We start from the raw sequence: 22,067 nt of genomic DNA, 5'->3' as shown, positions 1-22,067 counted from the left end.
CTGGCCATCAACCGACAGCCAGAAAGCTCGACAACTCAAGACCCCGCCGGCACCACCTTCACGATGCGGCCATGCCCTTCCAGCACCAGGTACAGCAGCCCGTCCGGCCCTTCGCGCACATCCCTCATCCGCCCGGTGTCCGCGAACAGCTTCTCCTGCTCGACGGGCCGGTTGTCCGCATCCAGCCGCACCCGCTCGAGGTAGCCGAACTTCAGCGAGCCGATGAAGAAGCTGCCCTGCCAGGCGGGGCCGTACTTGGCGCTCTTCAGGCGCACCAGTCCCGAGGGCGCGATGGAGGGCACCCACTTGACGACGGGCTGCTCCATGCCGGCCTTGGCGAAGAGGCCGTCGCCGATCTTGCCGCCGCCGTAGTTCTCGCCGTAGGTGATGACGGGCCAGCCGTAGTTCAGCTTCGGGGCGATCAGGTTCAGCTCGTCGCCGCCTTGCGGGCCGTGCTCGTGCTCCCACAGCTGGCCCTTGTCGTCGAGGGTCAGGCCTTGCGAGTTGCGGTGGCCGTAGCTCCAGATCTCGGGCAGCGCGCCGGCCGTGTTCACGAACGGGTTGTCGGCCGGCACGCTGCCGTCCTTGCCGATGCGCACCAGCTTGCCGAGGTGGTTGTCCAGCGTCTGCGCGCTCTGCATGCCGGAGAAGCGCTCACCCAGGCTCAGCACCAGCTTGCCGTCGGGCACCTCGGCGATGCGGCAGCCGAAATGGTTGCGGCTCGCCATCTTGGGCTGCTGGCGGAAGATGACCTTCACGTCGGTCAGCCGCTTCAGGTCGTCGCTGAGCCTGGCGCGGGCCAGCGCGGTGCCATTGGTCTTGTTCTCACCGGCCTCGGCGTAGCAGAAGTAGATCGTGCGGTTGCGGGCGAAGTCGCTGTCCACCTGCACGTCCAGCAGGCCGCCCTGGCCCACGGCATCGACCGCCGGCACGCCCTGGATGGGCGCGCTGGGCTTGCCGCCGGGCGTGGCGGTGCGCAGTGCGCCGTCGCGCTCGGTGATGAGGAACTGGCCGCCGGGCAGGAAGGCCAGCGCCCACGGCGTCTTCAGGCCTTCGACGACGGTGTCGAGCCGGGGCGCCTGGGCCATGGCCAGCGTGCCGCCCAGGGCCAGGAGGAGGGGAAGAAGGCGCTTGCTCATCGCGGTGGGGAAGGGGCTGGACAAGGGGCCCGCATCATCGCAGTTGCCGCCGCCGCACCCGCGCGCGGCATGCGGCTCAGGGCCGGCGCATCACCACCAGCAGCCCGTCCACGCCCTGGTCGCTTTCCTTGCGGATGACGCACTGCCGCGACGACGCCACCTGCAGCCCGTGGGTGGTGGCCAGGCGCTGCAGGTAGGCCATGGAATGCGCATAGCGGCGGGTGGCGCCGAGCGTGAAGTCGGCGCCTTCGCAGGCCTCCACCGAGAACGCGAACAGCCCGCCCGGGCGCAGCGCGGCCACCGTGGCGGCGAAGACGGCGTCCAGTTCGCCGATGTAGACGAACACGTCGGCGGCGACCGCCACGTCGTAGCGCTGCGGCCGGCCCTGCAGCACGGCGGCAATCTCACCCTGCACGAGTTCGTCGTACAGCCCCAGCTCTCGCGCCTTGGCCAGCATCAGGCCCGACAGGTCCACGCCCACGAGCTCGCGCGCCAGCGGCCGCAGCAGCGGGCCGCACAGGCCGGTGCCGCAGCCCAGGTCGATGACGTCGACACCCGTGGGCGGCTGCGCCAGCCTCAGCTCGGCCACCAGCAGCCCGGGGGTGCGGTAGGCCAGGTTCTCGACGAGGTGCTTGTCGAAGTGGTGCGAGTACATGTCGAACAGCGCTTCGACATAGCCCGGCGGCGCGGTGGACGGCGCGGGCCCGGCGCCCAGCGAGGCCAGCACGTAGCGGATCTGGTCCACGTCCTTGCCCAGCGCCAAGGCCTTGCGGAAGGTCTCGATGGCCTGCGCCTTGGCATGCAGCGTCAGCAGGCACTCCGCGCGACCGATCAATGCCTCGGCGTAGTCGGGCTGCAGCGCCAGCGCCGCGTCGAAGCTGGCCAGCGCCTCCACGGGCTTGTCCAGCGCGCGCAGGCTGGTGCCGCGGTTGCGCAAGGCCTTGGCGTCCTCGGGGCGCACGGCCAGCGCGCGCTCGAAGGCCTGCACCGCGTCCTGGTGCCGGCCCAGGCTACCCAGCGTGTTGCCCAGGTTGTTCAGCGCGGGTGCGCTGTCCGGGCGTTGCGCGAGGGCGCGGGTCAGCAGGCCGAGGGCCTCGTCGAAGCGGTTGGTCTGGCCCGCCAGCACGCCCAGCAGGTGCAGCGCGTCGAAATGCGTGGGCGCCGTGCGCAGCATGCGGCGGTAGCAGGCCTCGGCCTCGTCCAGGCGGCCTTGCTGGTGCAGGGCCAGGCCCTGCTCGAAATCGCGGCTGGCGGGTGGCGTCATGGCGTTCAGTCCTCCCACAGGCTGCTGACCAGGTTCAGGCCCACGCTGAGCAGGTCCACCGTGAGCACCGCGCCGACGAGGCCGGCGGCCGGCAGCCGCGCGGCCTCGCGCTCGCTGCGCGAGCGTTCCCGCGCCATCGCGACGAGGGCGTCGGCCACGGCGGTGTCGGGGGCCGTGGGCCGGGCGGGCGTCTTGGCATAGGTCTGCAGCGCCTTCTCGACCGCCTCGGGGTCCAGCAGCGACAGCGCCGAGCGGCAGTGCGAGCAGGCGTCCTCCTTGCGCAGGTCCACCGGCGCGCCGCAGCTGCTGCAATGGATCACGCCGACCTTGCGGGCGATGTCCGCGATCTCGGGCCGCGTGAGCTGGCGCACGAAGCCCTTCTCGATCATGAACGACGCGAAGCTGCTGAAGCGCCCGTGCTGCATCTCGCAGCGGTGCGTGATGTAGCGGCCGCTGCGCACGATGTCGAAGCCCTGCGACAGCCGGCCGCGGCACGCCGGGCAGCGCAGCACCTCGGCCAACGGCCGGTGGGCCTCGCCGTTGTGCCGGTGCATGGCCTTGAACACCGTGGCGATGGCCTCGGGCGCGAGCTTCAGGTTCTCCAGCCGGTCGAACCAGATGCCCTGGCAGGCGAAGCAGAAGTCGATCTCCACCTCGCCGCCATACACGGCCGGCAGGCGTTGCAGCTGCATCGCGTCGCTGCAGGAGGGGCAGGGCCGGGTGTTTGAAACTGAAACGGGCATCGCCAGATGTTAGATGTCCCGCCAGCCACCTCAGCCGTCCAGCCGCTGCTGGAACACCAGCCCCGCGTGCTCGCGCAGCGCGTGGAACTTGATCTTGGGCCAGTTGCTCTCGATGGCGCGCAGCTCGGGCGCGTACTCGACCAGCACGGTCGGCGCGTCCACCGCGTCCAGGGCCATGCGGTGGTCGTTGGCGTCGATGAAGCGCTTGAGCTCGTGCGGGTCCTCGCAAGTGACCCAGCGCGCCACCTGGAAGCGGCTGGGCATGATGCGGGCCTTGCAGCCGTACTCGTGCTCCAGCCGGTGCGCCACCACCTCGAACTGCAGCTGGCCCACGGCGCCCAGCAGCAGCACGCTGCCGGCCATCGGGCGGAACACCTGGATCGCGCCTTCCTCGCCGAGCTGGGTCAGGCCGGCACGCAGCTGCTTGGTCTTCAGCGGGTCGGCGACCTCGACCGCGCGGAACATTTCCGGCGCAAAGAACGGCAGGCCGGTGTACTGCAGCGCCTCGCCCTCGGTGATGGTGTCGCCCAGCTGCAGCACGCCGTGGTTGGGGATGCCGATGATGTCGCCGGCAAAGGCCTCGTCCAGCAGCTCGCGCTTCTGGCTCATGAAGGTCACCACGCTGTTGGGGCGCAGCGTCTTGCCCGAGCGCACCACCTTCAGGTTCATGCCACGCTCGAAGCGGCCCGAGGCCACGCGCAGGAAGGCGATGCGGTCGCGGTGGGCCGGGTCCATGTTGGCCTGGATCTTGAACACCACGCCGGTGAACTTGGGCTCCTCGGGCTGCACGGTGCGCTGCATGGCCACGCGTGCGTCCGGCGCGGGCGCCAGCTCGACGAGGGCGTCCAGCACCTCCTGCACGCCGAAGTTGTTGACGGCCGAGCCGAAGAACATGGGCGTCTGGCGGCCGGTCAGGAACGCATCGCGGTCGAACGCGGGCGCGGCCTCGCGCACCAGCTCGATCTCGCCCTCGGCCTGCTCGTACTGCATGCCGAAGCGCTCCGCGTAGGCGGGGTTGTCCAGGCCTTCCAGCACTTCTTCCGTGCCGGCGGCGCGGTCCTCGCCGGGGGCGAACACGCGCATGCGCTGCTGGCGCAGGTCCATCACGCCGTGGAACTGCTTGCCCATGCCCACCGGCCAGGTGAAGGGCACCACGGTCATGCCCAGCTCCTGCTCGATCTCGTCCATCAGCACCAGCGGGTCTTTCACCTCACGGTCCATCTTGTTGACGAAGGTGAGGATGGGCGTGTTGCGCGCGCGGCAGACCTGCAGCAGGCGGCGGGTCTGCGGCTCCACGCCGTTGGCCGCGTCGATGACCATCAGCGCCGCGTCCACCGCGGTCAGCACGCGGTAGGTGTCCTCGGAGAAGTCCTGGTGGCCCGGCGTGTCCAGCAGGTTGATGACGCAGTCGCGGTATTCCATCTGCATCACGCTCGACGCCACCGAGATGCCGCGCTGCTTCTCGATCTCCATCCAGTCCGACGTGGCATGCCGGCTGGCCTTGCGCGCCTTCACCGAGCCGGCGATCTGAATCGCGCCCGAGAACAGCAGCAGCTTCTCCGTCAGCGTGGTCTTGCCCGCGTCGGGGTGGGAAATGATGGCGAAGGTGCGGCGGCGGCGGACTTCCGTCTGGATACGGGTGGGCAGGTCGGCGGACATGGTGATGGTCTCTGAGCGAACCGGCGATTGTCGGCCCTGGCGGCATCTGAGGCAGGCGCCGCTGCATTCCGTCACGCCGGCGTGGACTGTCCACGGACCGGGTGGCTAGGCTGCGGCCTTCATTCACCGCCCGGCCCCGCACCCCATGAGCAGTCTGTCGACCCGCTACGTCGCCCCGTTCGCCCCGCTCGCCCCCTTCACCAGGCGCTGCCTGGCCCTGGCCCTGTTCTCCGCCTGCGCCGCGGGCGCCGCCGCCGCGCCGGACGACACCGAGGCCCGCATCGCCCGTGTGCTGGCCGGGCTGCGGCCACCGGTCAGCTTCGTCGGCGACAAGACCTGGACCTTGCAGGAGCGCATGAAGCACTACGGCGTGCCGGGCCTCACCATCACCGTCATCGACCAGAACGGCCTGGCCTGGACGCGCGTCTACGGCCTCGCCGACCGCGAGCTGGGCCTGCCGGTCAAGCCCGACACCTTGTTCCAGGCGGGCTCCGTCAGCAAACCGGTGGCGGCCTTCGGGGCGCTGGCGCTGGTGCAGGACGGCAAGCTGTCGTTGCAGACGCCGGTCAACGCGCAGCTGAAGTCCTGGCGCATTCCCGAGAACGACTGGACCCGGCAGGTGCCCGTCACGCTGGCGCACCTGCTCAGCCACACGGGCGGGCTGACCGTGTCCGGCTTTGCCGGCTACGCCGCGGACGCCGAGGTGCCCGACGTCCTCGCGGTGCTCGACGGCAAACCGCCGGCCAACTCCGCCGCGGTGCGGGTGGACCAGCTGCCGGGCCAGGGCTTCCGCTACTCCGGTGGCGGCTATACGGTGGCGCAGCTGCTGATGGGCGATGCCGTCGGCCAGCCCTTCCCGCGGCTGATGCAGCAGCGCGTGCTGGGCCCGCTGGGCATGGCGGACAGCACCTACGAGCAGCAACTGCCGCCCGCGTTGCTGGCCCGTACCGCGGCCGGCGTGCTGCCCGACGGCAGCGCCGTGGCCGGCAAGCGCCACCGCTACCCCGAGATGGCCGCGGCCGGCCTGTGGACCACCTCACAGGACCTGGGTCGCTTCGCGCTGGGCGTGCAGCAGGCGCTCGGCGGGCACAGCAAGCTGGTATCCGCGGCGCTGGCCCGCGACATGCTCACCGAGCGAGCCGGCGGCTATGGCCTGGGTTTCGCCGTGCCGAAGGTTGAAGGTGAAGCCTATTTCGCCCATGGCGGCTGGGACGAGGGCTTCTGCGCCACGATGATGGGGCACCAGCGCAGCGGCCAGGGCGTCGCCATCATGATCAACGCCAACCAGCCCGCGCTGATGTACGAGCTGCAGCGGGCCGTGGCGCACGAGTACCGCTGGCCCGGCTTCAAGACGCTGGCGCCGCTGCCGGCCAGCGCCGAGGCGCTGGACAAGGCGCCCGGCCGCTACCGCCTCAACGCCGAGCAGGTGATGCAGGTGACGCGCCAGGGCGACCGCCTCTTCATCGGCACGGCCGGTGAAGAAGCCCGCGAACTGGTGCCGGTGGCCGGCGGCCGCTACCTGCAGCGCGACCAGGAAGCGGCACGCAGCTTCGAGCCCGACACCGACGGCCGCTGGCGCCTGCGCATGGAGCAGGCGCGAGGGACGGCGCAGCTGCTGCCGCGGCTGGCCGACACGCAGCGCCTGCCGCGCGAGCTGCTGCTGGCCGGCGACAAGGCGGCCGCGCTGGCGGCCTACCGCACGCTGCGCGACAGCCGCGACGAGGCGGGCAGCGAGGGCTACCTGAACCAGCAGGCGTACGGCCTGCTGCGCCGCGGCGACAAGACTGCGGCGCTGGCGCTGATGCAGCTCAACACCGAGCTCTATCCCGAATCGGCCAACGCGTGGGACGGCCTGGGTGAGGCGCACATGATGCTGGCGGACAACGCGCAGGCCCGCATCGCCTATCGCAAGGCGCTGGCGCTGCAGCCCAACATGCCGTCGGCGCAGGCCGCGCTGCGCAAGCTGGGCGAATAGGACCCTGCCTGCCTACATGCCGCGAAAGCGCCCGCGGTGTGCCCGGCTGACGGGCAGCGGCTGGGCCAGGCCTGTCAGGTGCACCCACAGCTCGCCGTCGTCGCGGCGCTCGACGCGCTCGATGGCGCGCGCGTTGACGGCCGAGCCGCGGTGGATCTGCCAGAACAGTTGCGGGTCAAGTTCCTGCAGCAGCTCACCCAGCGAGGTGCGAAGCAGCAGGTTTTCTCCGGCCTGGCTCAGCGCCCGCGTGTGGCGCAGCTCCGAGCGCAGCGCGGCCAGCTGGTCCACGTCCAGCACCCGCATCGTGTTGCCGGTCCAGGCCTGCAGGAAGCGCAGCGGAGGGCGGCTGCGGCCGGGCGTGGCCGTTTGCAGGCGCTGCACGGTGGCCGCCAGCCGCGCTGGCGTGACCGGCTTGTGCAAGTAGTCCACCGCCGCGTGCTCAAAGGCCTGCAGCGCATGCTCGGCATGCGCGGTCACGAACACCAGCCGCGTCTGCGGCGGGGCCAGCTCCGCCAGCGCCAGGCCGTCGATGCCTGGCATGCGGATGTCCAGGAAGGCGATGTCGGGGCGCAGCTCGTCCAGCAGCCGGCGCGCCTCCGTGCCATTGCGCGCTTGGCCGACGATGTCCAGTTCGGGCCAGGCCTGGGCCAGCAGTTCGCGCAGCTCTTGCAGCAGCGGCGGCTCGTCATCGGCGATCAGGGCTGTGGTCATGGCAGGGGCAATGAGAGCGTGGCTTCAGTGAGCCCGTCGGCCGTGGTGGTGAGCTGAAGCTCGGCATGACCGCCATGCAGCGCCAGCAAGCGCTGCCGCAGATTCGCCAGGGCCAGGCCGTGGCCAGTGGGCGCAGTGTCGGCCAGCGCCTTGCCGCTGTTGCTGACGCGCAGCTGCAGCCGCCCACCCAGCCGCGTGGCCTGCAAGCGCACGTGCCCGCCGCTTTCGCTCGGCTCGATGCCGTGCTGGATGGCGTTTTCCACCAGCGGCTGCAGCATCAGCGGGGGCAGCGGCAGCTGGCGCAACGCGTCGTCGACGTCGATGCGCCAGCTCAGTCGCTCGCCCAGGCGCAGCCTCATGATGGTCAGGTAGTGCTCGACGAGCTGGCACTCCTCGCCCAGCGTGGACTCGGTCTGGCGGATGCGGGCCAGCACGGTGTCCAGGAAACCGCTGACCGCGTCCAGCAGCGGCAGCGCGCGGTCTGAACCCTGGCGTACGAAGCTGCGCAGCGTTGCCAGCGTGTTGAACAGGAAGTGCGGCTCGATCTGCGCCTGCAGCATCTGCAGCTCGGCCCGCAGCCGCGCCCGCTCCTGCTCGACGCGACGCACGGCGCGCAGCCGGCGCAGGCCTTGCAGCAACGGCAGTCCCAACAGCAGCGCGCAGAAGCTGAAATGCAGCCAGGCGCGGGTGACGCGGTCGTCGCCGCTGCGCGGCTCCTGCGCCAGGGCCTGTTCAGTGGCCCAGCCCAGCAACGCACCCAGCAGCAGGGCCAGCAGCAGCAGGCCGGGCAGCGCGGGCTGCTGGTCTGCGTTCAAGCGTCGGCCGAGCAGGCCGCACAGGCCGTCTGTCGCCGCATGTCCCAGCCACAGGCCGAGGGACAACGCCCAGGCCGCATGTCCGCGCAGCCAGATGGCCGACAGCGCAAACAGCGCGACGCCGGCCAGCAGCGGCCGGGCGCTGTGCCAGCCCAGCGCCTCCTCCGCCAGCGCCAGCGCCAGCTCGTTGCCCAGCGGTCGATCCGCGTATCTCATGGCGTCAGGTTGCCGGCCTGGCGTGGCAGGGCCTTGAGCGGCCCGTGGCCGGTAGTGGCCGTGGCGTCGGACACCACCTCCAGCTGGAACTTCGTGGCCTGAAGCCGGCCTGGGCCTTCCAGCAGGAAGCCGAAGCTCAGCGTCGTCGCGTCGGCCGGGACGTCCAAAACGATCTGGGACTGCTGCCACCCGAAGCTGCCGCGCAGCGGCCGGTCACTCATGTTGTCGAAGGCGGTGCCCGGCCGCTGACCGCTGTCCGCGCGCATCCACAGGCCGCTCCATTCGGCGACGCGCTCGCCATGGACCTGGGCGCTCAGGCGCACGCGCTTGCCGGCGTAGTCGGCGCTGTCGATCTGCTGCATCAGTGTCGAAAAACCTTGGGTATCCGGTTTGCACTCGATGTTGAAGACCTTGGGGCTGGGGCCGCTGCCGGTCGTCACCACGGAGCCTTCGCAGGTCTTGGCATTGCCGGTCTGCAGCCAGCCCGAAGGCAGGCTCGTTGGTTTGGCGAGGGCGGTGGCCAGCACGCCAACCCCGATGGCGGCCACGATGGCGGATGCTTTCATCAATCAATCTCCCGTTGCGAACCTGGATGGGTCCGCTGACACGCTACGGTCCACAGCCCTAGAGCGCGAGGCGACGCGGCGAACGGTTGCAGGAAGCGCAGAAAGGGCGCAAAAGTCGACACCAATGCCAGCGGGCGTTCTGGAAACCTCTGGAGCATCGAAAGCCGCTGGATTATGGTGAGCAAGTTGAGCAAGACGAGAAGGCCATGGACAAGCAGGTGGACATGAGGCGGGTGCAGGAGCTGGTGGCGGACCTGCGCGACCCGCGGCCGGGCATCTTCTACACGGACCTGCTGCTGAGTGCCGGGCTGGGCTGGGCCTGCTTCGCCGGGGCCATGCAGCCGGGGCCTGCCTGGGTACGCGGGCTGGCCTTCGTCGCGGCGGTGCTGCTGCTGTACCGCAGCCTGGCCTTCATCCACGAAATCTTCCATCAGCAGGGCATGAACGGCTTTCGGCGCACCTGGCACGCGCTGTCCGGCGTGCCGCTGCTGATCCCGTTCCTGCTGTACCTGCCCATCCACCAGGGCCATCACAACAAGCAGGTCTACGGCACGGCCGGCGATGGCGAGTACGACCAGTTCCATGGCCGGGCGGGCGCCGCCATCGCCAAGCTGTTCGTGCTGAACGTGTTCCTGCCGCTGGCGCTGTGGGTGCGCTTCGCCCTCCTGACGCCGCTGGCCGCCGTACTGCCGCCGATCCGCGAAAAGATGATCCCGGAGTTCGTGCACATGGCGTTGCGCATGCCGTTCCGTGCGCCGGCCATCAAGGAGAGCGCCCGCGCCGAGGCGATGCGCATCGAGTGGTGGTGCTGCGCCTGGGCCTGGGCGCTGGTGGCTGTCGGCGTCTTCGCGGGCTGGGCCTGGGTGGGCGCGTGGGCACTGCTGGTCATTGCGATTGCGACGCTGAACACCATCCGCGCGCTGGGTGGCACGCACCTGTACGTCGAAGCCGCCGAGGGCCGCGACGCGCGTGGCCAGTTGCTGGACTCGCTGAATGTCGATTCCAACGGCCTCGTGGCCGTGCTGCTGTGCCCGGTGGGCCTGCGCTTTCACGCGCTGCACCATGTGGCGCCCTACCTGCCGTATCACGCCATGCCCACGGCGCACCGCCGCCTGATGGCGCAGCTGCCGGCCGGTTCGGAATACCACCAGGTGACGGTGAAGTCCCTGGGCGAGGGCATCGCGCGGCTGCGCGAGGCCACGCGCGCCGTCAGTCCGCCGGCAGAAACGGCGTGACGACGGCCAGCAGCCGCTCCACGTAGGCCTCCTTCTCGCCCACCGGCGCCGCGTAGCGCAGCGCGCTGCGCGCCGCGTCCAGCCCGGCGCGCGAGGCCATCACCCAGGCCGCGAGGTATTGCGACGCCAGGCAGCCGCCGGCCGTGGCGATGGGGCCGCGAGCGTGGAAGGGTTCCTCCAGCACGCGCACGCCGGCTTCCACCACCCAGGGCTTGGTCGTCGAGTCGGTGCAGGCAGGCATGTCGGCCAGCAGGCCCAGGCGGGCCATCAGCAGCGTGCCCGAGCACTGGCCGCCGATGAGCTGGCGCACCGGGTCGAGCGCCAGGCGGTCCAGCAGCGCGCCGTCGGCGGCGATGGCGCGGGTGTGGAGGCCGCTGCCGAACAGCACGACGTCGGCCTCGTTGGCGAATGCCAAAGGTTGCTGCGCGGTGACGGTCACGCCGTTCATCGACGTGACCTGCGCGGTCGGGCTGGTGACGGCCGCCGCCCAGCCCAGGTGGTGCAGCCGGTTGAGCAGGCCCAGCGCGATGAAGGTGTCGAGTTCGTTGAATCCGTCGAACGTCAGGATCGCAACCTTCATGCGGGCCTCGCTTGGATCACTCCGCCAGCAGGCTGCGCAGCATCCATGCCGTTTGCTCGTGCACCGTCAGCCGCTGCGTCAGCAGGTCGGCCGTCGGTTCGTCGCCGGCCTTGTCGACCAGCGGGAAGATGGAACGCGCCGTGCGCGCGACGGCCTCGTGGCCCTGCATCAGCAGCTCGACCATCTTCAGCGCCTTGGGCGGTTCGCTCGGCGCGTCGGGCAGGCCGCTGAGCTTGGTGAACTGCGCGTAGCTGCCGGGTGCCGGGTGGCCCAGCGAGCGGATGCGCTCGGCGATGGGGTCCACCGCGTTCCACAGCTCGGTGTACTGCGCCATGAACATCGCGTGCAGGCTGTTGAACATCGGGCCCGTGACGTTCCAGTGGAAGTTGTGCGTCGTCAGGTACAGCGTGTAGGTCTCGGCCAGCAGCTTGGACAGCCCGGCGGCGATCGCCGCGCGGTCCTTGTCGCTGATGCCGATGCTGATGGAAGGGGCGGCGGGTTTCTTGGCCATGGGCAACTCCGGGGGGTGATGTTCTCGTGAGCCTAACGGATGCGCGTGACGGCGGCGATGCGGTTCGCCGCCGTCGCGGCCATCGCGTCAATGCGCCAGCCAGTGGCCGAGCATGGACAGGGCGGCGGCATTGCCGCCCGCGAAGATGGCCCAGCCGAGGCCGCGGCGGGCCTTGCGTGCAACATGCGTCATCGTCGGTCCTTTCAGGCGTGCAGGTCGAAGCGGTCCAGTTCCATGACCTTGGTCCAGGCGGCGACGAAGTCCTGCACGAACTTCTGCTTCGCGTCGCTGCCGGCATACACCTCGGCCAGCGCGCGCAGCTGCGCGTTGGAGCCGAACACCAGGTCGGCGACCGTGGCCGTCCACTTGCGCTGGCCGCTGCTGCGGTCCACGCCTTCCAGCACATCGCCGGCCTTCTGCCAGCGGGTGCGCATGTCCAGCAGGTTGACGAAGAAGTCGTTGGACAGCGTGCCGGGCCGCGTTGTCAGCACCCCGTGCGCGCTGCCGCCCGTGTTGGCGCCCAGCACGCGCAGGCCGCCGACCAGCACGGTCATCTCCGGCGCCGACAGCGTCAGCAGTTGCGCCTTGTCGACCAGCAGCTCCGCGGCCGAGGCCTCGGGCAGGCCAGGGCGCAGGTAGTTGCGGAAGCCATCGGCCTGCGGTTGCAGCGCGGCGAAGGAGTCGATGTCAGTCTGGTCCTGGCTGGCATCCATGCGGCCGGCGTGGAAGGGCACCGCCACGTCGAAACCGGCGTTCTTCGCGGCGGCTTCGACGGCCGCGTTGCCGGCCAGCACGATCAGGTCGGCCAGCGAGACCTTCTTGCCGCCCGTGGCCGACGCGTTGAAGTCCTTCTGGACGGCTTCCAGTTGCGCCAGCACCCGGGCCAGTTCGGCCGGCTGGTTGGCCGTCCAGTCCTTCTGCGGCGCCAGGCGGATGCGCGCACCATTGGCGCCGCCGCGCTTGTCGCTGCCGCGGAAGGTCGAGGCCGCCGCCCAGGCAGTGGCCACGAGCTGCGCGGTGGTCAGGCCGGACGCCAGCACCCGGGCCTTGAGCGCCGCGACGTCGGCCGCATCGACCAGCGGGTGGTCGACGGCCGGGATGGGGTCCTGCCACAGCAGCTCTTCCTTCGGCACCAGCGGGCCGAGGTAGCGCGTGGTGGGCCCCATGTCGCGGTGCGTCAGCTTGAACCAGGCGCGGGCGAAGGCGTCGGCGAACTCGGCCGGGTTGGCGTGGAAGCGCCGCGAGATGGCCTCGTAGGCCGGGTCCATGCGCAGCGCCAGGTCGGCGGTGGTCATCATGGGCGCGTGGAACCGGGTCGGGTCGTGCGCGTCGACGACGGTGTCGCTGCCCGCGCCGCCCTTGGGCCGCCACTGGTGCGCGCCGGCCGGGCTCTTGGTCAGCTCCCAGTCGTACTGGAACAGCGTGTCGAAGTAACCCATGTCCCAGGTCGTTGGGTTGGGCTTCCAGGCGCCTTCGATGCCGCTGGTGATGGTGTGGCCGGCCATGCCGGAGGCGTAGCTGCTCTTCCAGCCCAGGCCCTGGTCGAGGATGTCGGCGCCCTCGGGCTCCTTGCCCACGTGGTGGGCTTCGCCCGCGCCGTGCGCCTTGCCGAAGGTGTGGCCGCCGGCGACGAGTGCCACGGTCTCCTCGTCGTTCATCGCCATGCGGGCGAAGGTGTCGCGGATGTCGCGTGCCGACGCCAGCGGGTCCGGGTTGCCGTCCGGGCCTTCCGGGTTCACGTAGATCAGGCCCATCTGCACGGCGGCCAGCGGGTTGGCCAGCGCGCGGTCACCGCTGTAGCGGCCGCCCGGCTTGTCGCTGGTGGCCAGCCATTCGGCCTCGGGGCCCCAGTCGATGTCGAGCTCGGGCTCGTAGATGTCCTCGCGGCCGCCGGCGAAGCCGAAGGTCTTGAAGCCCATCGATTCGAGCGCGACGTTGCCGGTCAGGATGAACAGGTCGGCCCAGGACAGGTTGCGGCCGTACTTCTGCTTGATGGGCCACAGCAGGCGGCGGGCCTTGTCGAGGTTGCCGTTGTCGGGCCAGCTGTTCAGCGGCGCGAAGCGCTGGTTGCCGTGGCCGCCGCCGCCGCGGCCGTCCTGCACGCGGTAGGTGCCGGCCGCGTGCCAGGCCATGCGGATGAAGAAGGGGCCGTAGTGGCCGTAGTCCGCCGGCCACCAGTCCTGCGAGTCGGTCATCAGCGCGTGCAGGTCCTTGACGACGGCGTCCAGGTCCAGGCGCTTGAAGGCCGCCGCGTAGTCGAAGCTCTCGCCCATCGGGTTGGCGCGCGGCGAGTGCTGGTGCAGCACGGCCAGGTTGAGCTGGTTGGGCCACCAGCGGTGGTTGCCCGGCGCGGGGCGCGACGCGCCGGCGTGGAACGGGCACTTGCCTGCGCTCTGGTCTTCGGACTGGGTCATGACGGGGCTCCTCGGTGGTCAGGGGTGCAAGCTTATCGGCAGCTATCCGTTTCGTGTTTTAAATAGTCTAAAACTACCGATAGTGAAAATCTTATGGGCGCGGCCCGGGTCAGCTCAAGCGCGTGACGCCGCCCAGCTCGCAGGCATAGATCGCGTTGCGCAGCGCCGCGATGGCCTCGTAGCGCGTGAAGCTGCGCCGCCAGGCGAGCACGACGCGGCGCGTGGGCACCGGCGCGCTGAACGGCACGAAGCGCAGGTGCGCGGACGGCTCGTTCGGCATGGAGAGCTGGGGCACCACCGTCACGCCCATGCCGGACGCGACCATGTGCTTGATGGTCTCCAGCGACGAACCCTCGAAGCTGCGGCGTATGCCCTCCGCGTCGCTGGAGAAGCGCGCGAACTCGGGGCAGACCTCCAGCACGTGGTCTCGGAAGCAGTGGCCCGTGCCCAGCAGCAGCATGGTCTCGCGCTTGAGTTCCTCGGTGGAGATGGTCTCGCGCGTGGCCAGGGGGTGGGCGGTGGGCAGGGCGACGACGAAGGGCTCGTCGTAGAGCTGCGCCGTGGCCAGGCCGGTGTCGGGGAAGGGCTCGGCCATGATGGCGCAGTCCAGCTCGCCGGTGCGCAGCATCTCCAGCAGCTTCACCGTGAAGTTCTCCTGCAGCATCAGCGGCATCTGCGGGTACAGCTCGATGGTGTGCTTGACCAGATCGGGCAGCAGGTAGGGGCCGATGGTGTAGATGATGCCCAGGCGCAGCGCGCCGGCCAGCGGGTCCTTGCCGCGCTTGGCGATCTCCTTGATGGCGCCGGCCTGGTCCAGCACCGACTGCGCCTGGCGCACGATCTCGTCGCCCAGCGGCGTGACGCTCACCTCGCTGCCGCCGCGCTCGAAGATCTTCAGGTCCAGCTCTTCCTCCAGCTTCTTGATGGCCACCGACAGCGTCGGCTGCGACACGAAGCAGGCCTCGGCCGCACGGCCGAAATGCCGCTCGCGGGCGACGGCGACGATGTAGCGCAACTCGGTGAGGGTCATGAAGGCCTTGACCCGGCAGCTGACCGCTCGCTCTTGTTCGAAATGCTTGTCACGTCAAAACCTCACGTATTTGTTGGCGATCACCACTTCGATCCGCACCGCTGCACGGCCGCTGGTCTGGCGCTTCGAGCCGCTGGGGGTGTTGCTCCTCCTCGTGGGCATCAGCCCACTTCGTCGTCGGCGCCTACCCAGCGACCCGACTCGCCAGCCCCTCGGCCGCGCTCAACTACCGGATCAAGGCCCGAACGCTACACTGCCGCCGCTCTCGGGGTAGACCCGGGGTTTTCACCAGGAAAACCGCCATGACAGATCGCAAGCCGATGACCCTGCCGCGCCTGGCGCAGATGCACGCCAGCGGCGAGAAGATCGCGATGCTGACCTGCTATGACGCAGCCTTCGCCAGCCTGCTGGACGAGGCCGGCGTGGACATGCTGCTGATCGGCGATTCGCTGGGCAACGTGCTGCAGGGCCGCGGCTCCACGGCGCCGGTCAGCCTGGACGACATGCTGTACCACACCACCTGCGTGCGCCGCGGCGTGAAGCACGCCTTCGTGGTGGCCGACCTGCCGTTCGACAGCTATCACGTCAGCAAGGAAGAGGCCTGGAAGAGTTCGGCCGCGCTGGTCAAGGCCGGCGCCCACATGGTCAAGCTCGAAGGCGGCGGCTGGACGGCCGAGACGGTTCGCTTCATCAGCGAGCGCGGCATCCCGGTCTGCGTGCACCTGGGCTTCACGCCGCAGACGGTCACGTCGCTGGGCGGCTTCAAGGTGCAGGGCCGCGACGAGGCCGGCGCGGCGCGCATGAAGCGCGAGACGCAGGAACTGGTCGACGCCGGTGCGGCCATGCTGCTGTACGAGATGGTGCCGTCCACACTGGCCGCCGAGATCACGGCCGCATCGCCCGTGCCGGTCATCGGCATCGGCGCCGGTGTCGGGACCTCGGGCCAGGTGCTGGTGCTGCACGACATGCTGAACATCACGCCGGGCCGCAGGCCGCGCTTCGTCAAGGACTTCATGGCCGGCAAGGACTCCATCCTGGCGGCCGTGAAGGGCTATGTCGACGAGGTGAAGGCGGGGACGTTCCCGGTCGACGACGTGCACGGGTTCTGACCATGCAAGTGATCCACACCATCGCCGAGCTGCGCGATGCGCTGGCCATCCACCGCCAGCGCGGCTTCGTGCCGACCATGGGCAACCTGCACGACGGCCACCTGCAGCTGGTGCGCCAGGCGCGCGAGCTGGTCGGCCCGGCGGGCGTGGTGGTCGCCAGCATCTTCGTCAACCGGCTGCAGTTCGCGCCGCACGAGGACTTCGACACCTACCCGCGCACGCTGGCGCGTGACTGCGAGCTGCTGGAAGGCGCCGGCTGCGACCTCGTCTTCGCGCCGTCTGAAAAAGAGCTCTACCCCGAGCCGCAGGGCTACAAGGTGCACCCACCGCCTGAGCTGGCGGACATCCTGGAAGGCCATTTCCGCCCGGGCTTCTTCACCGGCGTGTGCACCGTCGTGCACAAGCTCTTCAACATCGTGCAGCCCACGCTGGCGGTGTTCGGCAAGAAGGACTACCAGCAGCTGATGGTGCTGCGCCGCATGGTGGCGCAGATGGCGCTGCCCATCGAGATCTTCGGCGGCGAGACGCGCCGCAATGACCTGGGCCTGGCGCTGTCGTCGCGCAACGGCTATCTGAGCGACGCCGAGAAGGTGGAGGCGCTGCGCCTGTCGCGCACGCTCCAGGCGCTGATCGCCCGCTGGCAGGCGGGCGAGCGCGACCTAGCGGCGCTGGAAAACGACGCCATGCAGTCGCTGCGCGAGGCCGGCTGGGCGCCGGACTACCTGACGCTGCGCCGCCAGCACGATCTTGGCGCGGCCGTGGACGGCCAGCCGCTGGTGGCGCTGGGCGCCGCCCGGCTGGGCAGCACGCGGCTGATCGACAACCTCGAGGTCAGTTGACGCCGACCAGCTCCAGGTCGAACACCAGCGCGGCGTTCGCGGGGATGGGGCCGTTGCCAGTGCTGCCGTAGGCCAGGCTGGCCGGGATGGTGATGGTGCGCTTGCCGCCCACCTTCATGCCAGTGACGCCCTGATCGAAGCCGGGGATGACCGTGCCTGCGCCGAGCTTGAACACCAGCGGCGTCTTGCCGACGGACGTATCGAACTGCGTGCCCTTGGTGTTGGCCACGCGCACGTCGTACAGGTAGCCGGTGTAGTGCACCGACACGGTCTTGCCGGTGTCGGCCTGCAGCCCCGTGCCGACCGTGGTGTCGGTGACCTTGAGCGCCGTCACGGCATTGGAGCCGGTGGGATCGCTGTTGATGGGCGTGCCGGCATCCCCACCGCCGCCACCGCAGGCGGCGAGGCCGAGGCTGGCGCTCAGGGCGAGCAGGAGGGCGAGGCGGCGGGTGCGGAAGGCGGGCATGGAGGTCGGACAGCAGAGCAAGATGGGACCGCACGGGCGGTGGCGCAGACTGCCGCGCACTATAGCCAGCCGCTGCTGGTAATTGCTTGTAAGACCGGTCAACAGGCCCGCCGCGCGCGCGTTGAGCCCCCATTGCCACGGAGTGCCTTCATGCGCCTGACTTCTCGCCTGACCTGCCGCCTCGCCAGTCTCGTCCTCAGCCTCAGCACGGCCGCGTTGCTCAGCGCCTGTGGGGGCGGCGCGAGCATCGAGATCGGCGGTGGGGGAGGCGGCGGCGGTGGCGGCGGTACGCCATACCCCCAGCCCAACCCGAACCCCAACCCGCCCACGCTGTCGTGCAGCCAGGCGGGTCTGGCTGCGTCCGCCGCCAGCGCCTGGCCCACGGCCTGCATGCTGACCAGCAGCGGCGAGATCGTCGTGGAGCTGTACGACACCTATTCACCGCAGACGGTGGCCAACTTCTACAAGTACGTGGCCGCGGGCTTCTACACGAAGACGCTGATCCACCGCGTCGACCGCGACTTCGTCATCCAGGGCGGCGGCTACACCAGCGGCATGGTGGCCAAGGCACCGCTGTACCCGGCGATCAAGCTGGAGAGCAACAACGGCCTGTCCAACCTGCGCGGCACGCTCGCGATGGCCCGCCGCAGCGATGCCGACTCGGCCACCAGCCAGTTCTTCTTCAATGTGAAGGACAACACCAGCCTGGACTACCAGAACGCGGCCAACCCCGGCTATGCCGTCTTCGGCCGCATCATCTCGGGCCTGGCCACGCTGGACGCGATCAACGTCGTGCCGACCTACACCTACAGCGCGACGGACATCGAGCCGCGCACGGAGGTGCTGGTGTACTGGGTGCAACGCCTGAAGTGAGCGAGGCGCTCAGCGGCCCACCGCGTTCAGCGTCGCGTTGTTGATCGAGTAGACGATGCCGTCCGTGCCGATCAGCGTCGGCGTGTAGGCCTGCCCGATGCCGGCGTTCAGCCGCACGCTTTCGCTGAAGCGGTTGCTGCCCAGGTCCCAGCGGTACAGCACACCGTCCTCGTTGTTGACCAGCACCGACCGGCCGGGCACATCCACCACCGCCGTGTTCACGCACCACTCGCGCACGCCGCCCGGCGTGGCCGGGTCCGGCGTCGGGCCGGTGATGGTCAGCGCCTCCTTCATGACCTGCACCTGTGCGCCGCCCGGCGCGAAGCGGTCGATCTGGCTGGCCTGCGGGTCGAGGATGGCCATCTGGTTCTGGCCGTCGCCCGTGCCGGAGCCGTAATAGTTGTTGTACTTGACGAGCAGCAGATAGCTCGACGCGCCCGTGTAGCCGCCCACCAGGGCCGCCGGCACGATGGCCGGCGTGTCGTCCCAGCCGAAGGAGCCGGGCAGCTTGGCCTGCGACAGCGCCGCGTCGAAGTGCAGCAGCCAGCCGCGGCCGTTGTGGTCTTCGCGCGTGCCGTCCAGCACGCCGTAGTACACGTCGCCGTCCGGGCCGATGGCAGGCGACGCGGTTGAGCTGTCGCTGAGTCGCGCCGGCTGGCCGGTGCGCGGGTCCACCAGCGCCTGCCTGGCCTTGAGCGCGAGCGTCGTGGCGTCCAGCGCCAGCAGGTAGCCCGTCTGCAGCGCGTTCGTCGGCGCGGTGTTGACGGCCACGTACAGCGTGCGCTGGTCCAGCGACAGCGCGGGTGCCGCGTTCATGGCCGGCTGCGCGATGGCGGCGTCGCGTGCCAACTGCGCGGCGCCCACCCACAGGCCCGAACCGTCGGCAGCGACGCGCGCGAACCCGCTGACGACGTTCGCCGCATTGCCCGCCGTGGCGATGTAGCCGAAGAACACGTTGCCGGCGTCGTCCACCGTCAGCGGCGTGTTGATGAGGATGGCCGCGTCCAGCGCCGCCGCGTTGGCGGCGTAGAGCGCGTCGCCGTAGAACGCGATGCGCTTCACCGCGCCGTTGGCCTGGTCCACCGTGTCGCGGGCCAGCAGCCGGCCGCCGGACTCCGGCATGTAGAGCCGGCTGTTGCGGTCCAGCGCGACGTTGAAGCTGGGCGTCCAGCTGCTGGCGGGCAGCACATAGCCCGTCGCCTGCTGCCACAGCAGCCGGCCATCCGCGCCCGCGCGGGCCTCGACGCGAAAGCCGCCCGTCGCCGTCGTCTTCACCGGCACCAGCACCGTGTTGGCCGCACTGATGGCCGGCGAGCCGTAGTGGATCAGCAGGAAGCCGCCGGCGCGGTAGGGCGGCACCAGGTCCACCGGCGTCGTCCACAGCACGCGTTGCAGCGGCTGGCTGGCGATGGCGCTCTGCGCCTGGTGCTGGGCGTTGCCGGCATACCCCGCCCAGGTGGGCACGGCAGCGGGGCCGGGCGCGGGTGGCGGTGGAGGGGGCGGTGGTGTCGGTGTAGGCGCAGGTGTCGGCGCCGGTGAGGCGCCACCACCACCACCACCGCATGCGCTCAACAAGGCCGGCAAGCCCAGCGCCAGCACAGTGCGGCGCGTGGGGGACGGGGGCGCCGTCAGCGCGGCGCGATCTGGGGAGCGTGGGGCCATCGGGTCAGCGTAGCATCGCCGGCCCATGCTGCCGCCTGCCCTGCGCCCCCTAATCCTGTTACTGGTTGTGCTGGCCGGTTGCGGCGGTGGCAGCGCGCCGCCTGCCGCCGACCCGCCTGTGGCCCTGAGTGCGCTGGCCCAGCTCGGCGAGCGCCTCTACAACGACCACACGCTGTCCGGCTCGGGCCGCATGTCCTGCGCGAGCTGCCACGACGCCGCCTTCGCGCATGGCCCGCCCAACGCGCTGGCCGTGCAGGTGGGCGGCCAGTTCGAGACGCAGTTCGGCCTGCGCGCCGCGCCGTCCATCCGCTACCTGGAGCGCCAGCCGGCTTTCGCCCTCGGCAGCGGCGCACCCGACGCCGTGCGCGGCGGCCTGATGGCCGATGGCCGCGCCGACAGCCTCGCGGCCCAGGCCCACCTGCCGCTGCTGAACCCGCTGGAGCTGGACAACGGCAGCGACGAGGTGCTGGCCCGGCGCATCCGCGCGGCGGCCTATGCGGCGCAGTTCGCCGCGCTGTTCGGCCCCGCCGACGCGGCGACGACGGTGCAGCAGGCCACGCAGGCGCTGCAGGCCTTCCAGGTCGAGGACGCGCGCTTTCATCCGTATGACAGCAAGTTCGACCAGGTGCGGGCCGGCCGCGAGCAGTTCAGCGCCGCCGAGCAGCGCGGCCTGATCGCCTACCGCGACCCGGCGCGTGGCAACTGCGCGGCCTGCCATACCGACACGAGCACCGATGGCCGCCCGCCGCTGTTCACCGATTTCGGCTACGCCGCCACCGGCGTGCCGCGCAACGCGGCCATCCCGGCCAACGCCGACCCGGCCTACTTCGACCTCGGCCTGTGCGGCCCGCAGCGCACCGACCAGGCCGCGCGGCCGGCGCTGTGCGGGCTGTTCCGCACGCCGGGGCTGCGCAATGTCGCGGTCAAGCGGGCGTTCTTCCACAACGGCGTCATGCACTCGCTGGCGCAGGTGCTGGACTTCTACAACACGCGCGACACGGCGCCCGAGCGCTGGTACCCGGTGCGCGGCGGCGTGGTGCAGGTGTTCGACGACCTGCCGCTGGCCTACCGCGCCAATGTCACCAAGCAGGCGCCGCTGGATGGCCGGCCGGCGGGCAGCGCACCGCCGATGAGCGCGCAGGACCTGGCCGACATCGGCTGCTTCCTGCGCACGCTGAGCGACGGGCATGTGGCCGGCACGCCGCCGGGCGAGGACTGCCGGCGCTGATCGCCGTTCGCCGACGGCGCTCGCCGCTGGTCCGCCCGGCCCGCCATTCGTCATCCCGGTGCTGCAGCGGTGCGTCGCCGCCGGCACCATGGCGCCACCTGACATCAAGGAGATGACCATGCCCTTCGCCAAGCTCTGCCAACGCCGCTGGACCGGCCTGTTCGCCGCCGCCGTCGGCATCGCCGTCGCCCTGTTCAGTGGCCATGGCGACGCGGCCACCGTCGAATTCCGTGACCTGCGCGTCGAGGTGGTCGGCCAGGGCCGGCCGGTGCTGATGATCCCGGGGCTGAACAGCGCTGGCAGTACCTGGACGGACACCTGCGCCGCCCTGCAGCCCGGCGTGCAATGCCACATCGTGCAGCTGCCGGGCTTCGCCGGTGCGCCGGCCATCACCACCGACCGTTTCCTGGACGGCATGCGCGACCGCCTGCTGGCCTACCTGGACGACCGCAAGCTCGACAAGCCCGTCGTCATGGGCCACAGCCTGGGCGGCGCGCTGGCGCTGCAGATGGCGGCGGAGAAGCCGGGCCGCATCGGCCAGCTGGTCATCGTCGATGCGCTGCCCTTCCTCGCCGGCCTTCGCGGCATGACGCCAGAGACCGCGAAGGGGGCCGCGGCAGCGATGCGCCAGCAGATGCAGTCCGCCACGCCGGCCCAATGGGAGGCCGGTGCCAGGCAGGGTGCGATGGGCATGAGCCGCACGCCGGCCAACGCCGAGCGCGTGGCCGCCTGGAGCCTGGCCAGCGACCGCACGACCAGCGCGCAGGCCATGTCCGAGCTGTGGGGCGACGACCTGCGCCCGCTGCTGCCCAGGATCACCACGCCCACGCTGGTGCTGGGCGCCTGGGCTGCCTACGAGCCCATGGGCTCGACGCTGGAGAGCACCCGGCGCATTTTCGAGGCGCAGTACGCGGGCCTGAGCGGCGTGAAAGTCTCGATGAGCCAGCGCGGCTACCACTTCCTCATGTGGGACGATCCCGAATGGCTGGTCGGCGAAGTCAAGGCTTTCATCGATGTCCGTTGAGACCCGGC

Annotated in this window: 20 protein-coding genes; 7 read left to right on the top strand and 13 right to left on the bottom strand. The window is 70.5% G+C overall.

Annotated elements, in window-relative coordinates; all coding sequences use genetic code 11:
• Positions 1-35: 35 nt before the first annotated feature.
• The 4 genes from ACO07H_RS02575 to ACO07H_RS02560 form a co-directional block, all read right to left on the bottom strand.
• Positions 36-1,139, bottom strand: a complete 1,104-nt coding sequence (locus ACO07H_RS02575) for a PQQ-dependent sugar dehydrogenase (protein ID WP_422011647.1) — start codon at positions 1,137-1,139, stop codon at positions 36-38.
• A gap of 76 nt (positions 1,140-1,215) precedes the next feature.
• Positions 1,216-2,403 (bottom strand): tetratricopeptide repeat protein, encoded by a 1,188-nt coding sequence (locus tag ACO07H_RS02570; protein WP_422010801.1) that lies wholly within the window; start codon positions 2,401-2,403, stop codon positions 1,216-1,218.
• A 5-nt stretch (positions 2,404-2,408) separates the two neighbouring features.
• Positions 2,409-3,146 carry a zf-TFIIB domain-containing protein gene (locus tag ACO07H_RS02565; protein ID WP_422010799.1) on the bottom strand — a complete coding sequence of 246 codons (738 nt, stop codon included), beginning with the start codon at positions 3,144-3,146 and terminating at the stop codon, positions 2,409-2,411.
• Between the two features lie 30 nt (positions 3,147-3,176).
• Positions 3,177-4,805, bottom strand: coding sequence for a peptide chain release factor 3 (locus ACO07H_RS02560; protein ID WP_422010797.1), 1,629 nt, complete (start codon positions 4,803-4,805; stop codon positions 3,177-3,179).
• Positions 4,806-4,950: 145 nt separating this feature from the next.
• Here ACO07H_RS02560 and ACO07H_RS02555 point away from each other — a divergent pair, with 145 nt between their 5' ends.
• Complete coding sequence (locus ACO07H_RS02555; protein ID WP_422010795.1) at positions 4,951-6,780, top strand: serine hydrolase; 1,830 nt, start codon at positions 4,951-4,953, stop codon at positions 6,778-6,780.
• Between the two features lie 12 nt (positions 6,781-6,792).
• Here the strand turns inward: ACO07H_RS02555 and ACO07H_RS02550 are convergent, their stop codons facing one another.
• From ACO07H_RS02550 to ACO07H_RS02540, 3 genes are read right to left on the bottom strand one after another with little or no spacing between them, the layout of a single operon-like run.
• Positions 6,793-7,491 carry a LytR/AlgR family response regulator transcription factor gene (locus ACO07H_RS02550; RefSeq protein ID WP_422010793.1) on the bottom strand — a complete coding sequence of 233 codons (699 nt, stop codon included), beginning with the start codon at positions 7,489-7,491 and terminating at the stop codon, positions 6,793-6,795.
• The gene (locus tag ACO07H_RS02545; protein WP_422010791.1) at positions 7,488-8,522 is read right to left on the bottom strand and encodes a sensor histidine kinase; all 1,035 of its coding nucleotides are present in this window, start codon (positions 8,520-8,522) and stop codon (positions 7,488-7,490) included. Before ACO07H_RS02545 ends, ACO07H_RS02550 begins: the two co-directional genes overlap by 4 nt.
• Entirely contained in the window at positions 8,519-9,088 is a 570-nt protein-coding gene (locus ACO07H_RS02540; RefSeq protein WP_422010789.1) for a hypothetical protein, read from the bottom strand. The genes ACO07H_RS02545 and ACO07H_RS02540 overlap by 4 nt, the downstream gene beginning before the upstream one ends.
• Before the next feature lie 206 nt (positions 9,089-9,294).
• Here ACO07H_RS02540 and ACO07H_RS02535 point away from each other — a divergent pair, with 206 nt between their 5' ends.
• Complete coding sequence (locus ACO07H_RS02535) at positions 9,295-10,323, top strand: fatty acid desaturase family protein (protein ID WP_422010787.1); 1,029 nt, start codon at positions 9,295-9,297, stop codon at positions 10,321-10,323.
• Here the strand turns inward: ACO07H_RS02535 and ACO07H_RS02530 are convergent.
• From ACO07H_RS02530 to ACO07H_RS02515, 4 genes are all read right to left on the bottom strand, one after another.
• Complete coding sequence (locus tag ACO07H_RS02530; RefSeq protein WP_422010785.1) at positions 10,298-10,903, bottom strand: AraC family transcriptional regulator; 606 nt, start codon at positions 10,901-10,903, stop codon at positions 10,298-10,300. The genes ACO07H_RS02535 and ACO07H_RS02530 overlap by 26 nt on opposite strands.
• Positions 10,904-10,919: 16 nt before the next feature.
• Entirely contained in the window at positions 10,920-11,414 is a 495-nt protein-coding gene (locus ACO07H_RS02525; protein WP_422010783.1) for a Dps family protein, read from the bottom strand.
• A 203-nt stretch (positions 11,415-11,617) separates the two neighbouring features.
• Positions 11,618-13,828, bottom strand: a complete 2,211-nt coding sequence (katG, locus tag ACO07H_RS02520; protein WP_422010781.1) for a catalase/peroxidase HPI — start codon at positions 13,826-13,828, stop codon at positions 11,618-11,620.
• 109 nt (positions 13,829-13,937) lie between these two features.
• Complete coding sequence (locus tag ACO07H_RS02515; RefSeq protein WP_422010779.1) at positions 13,938-14,858, bottom strand: hydrogen peroxide-inducible genes activator; 921 nt, start codon at positions 14,856-14,858, stop codon at positions 13,938-13,940.
• Positions 14,859-15,160: 302 nt separating this feature from the next.
• Here ACO07H_RS02515 and panB point away from each other — a divergent pair, with 302 nt between their 5' ends.
• Entirely contained in the window at positions 15,161-15,967 is an 807-nt protein-coding gene (gene panB / locus ACO07H_RS02510) for a 3-methyl-2-oxobutanoate hydroxymethyltransferase (RefSeq protein WP_422010777.1), read from the top strand.
• A 2-nt stretch (positions 15,968-15,969) separates the two neighbouring features.
• On the top strand, positions 15,970-16,806 hold the full coding sequence (gene panC, locus ACO07H_RS02505) for a pantoate--beta-alanine ligase (RefSeq protein ID WP_422010776.1): 837 nt from the start codon (positions 15,970-15,972) through the stop codon (positions 16,804-16,806).
• On the opposite strand, the gene ACO07H_RS02500 is transcribed toward panC, so the two are convergent.
• The gene (locus tag ACO07H_RS02500; protein ID WP_422010774.1) at positions 16,799-17,272 is read right to left on the bottom strand and encodes an FKBP-type peptidyl-prolyl cis-trans isomerase; all 474 of its coding nucleotides are present in this window, start codon (positions 17,270-17,272) and stop codon (positions 16,799-16,801) included. The genes panC and ACO07H_RS02500 overlap by 8 nt on opposite strands.
• Before the next feature lie 150 nt (positions 17,273-17,422).
• Here ACO07H_RS02500 and ACO07H_RS02495 point away from each other — a divergent pair, with 150 nt between their 5' ends.
• Entirely contained in the window at positions 17,423-18,145 is a 723-nt protein-coding gene (locus tag ACO07H_RS02495; RefSeq protein WP_422010772.1) for a peptidylprolyl isomerase, read from the top strand.
• Positions 18,146-18,154: 9 nt separating this feature from the next.
• On the opposite strand, the gene ACO07H_RS02490 is transcribed toward ACO07H_RS02495, so the two are convergent.
• Positions 18,155-19,609, bottom strand: coding sequence for a hypothetical protein (locus ACO07H_RS02490; RefSeq protein WP_422010770.1), 1,455 nt, complete (start codon positions 19,607-19,609; stop codon positions 18,155-18,157).
• Positions 19,610-19,832: 223 nt separating this feature from the next.
• Here ACO07H_RS02490 and ACO07H_RS02485 point away from each other — a divergent pair, with 223 nt between their 5' ends.
• Positions 19,833-21,035: a cytochrome-c peroxidase gene (locus ACO07H_RS02485; protein ID WP_422010768.1), complete on the top strand. Its 1,203-nt coding sequence runs from the start codon at positions 19,833-19,835 to the stop codon at positions 21,033-21,035.
• A 118-nt stretch (positions 21,036-21,153) separates the two neighbouring features.
• Positions 21,154-22,059 carry an alpha/beta fold hydrolase gene (locus tag ACO07H_RS02480; protein ID WP_422010766.1) on the top strand — a complete coding sequence of 302 codons (906 nt, stop codon included), beginning with the start codon at positions 21,154-21,156 and terminating at the stop codon, positions 22,057-22,059.
• The last annotated feature ends 8 nt before the right edge of the window (positions 22,060-22,067 follow it).

Source organism: Roseateles sp. (assembly GCF_965229315.1).
In the GTDB taxonomy this organism is placed as follows: domain Bacteria; phylum Pseudomonadota; class Gammaproteobacteria; order Burkholderiales; family Burkholderiaceae_C; genus Pelomonas.
This window is presented reverse-complemented; position numbering and strand designations above follow the sequence as displayed.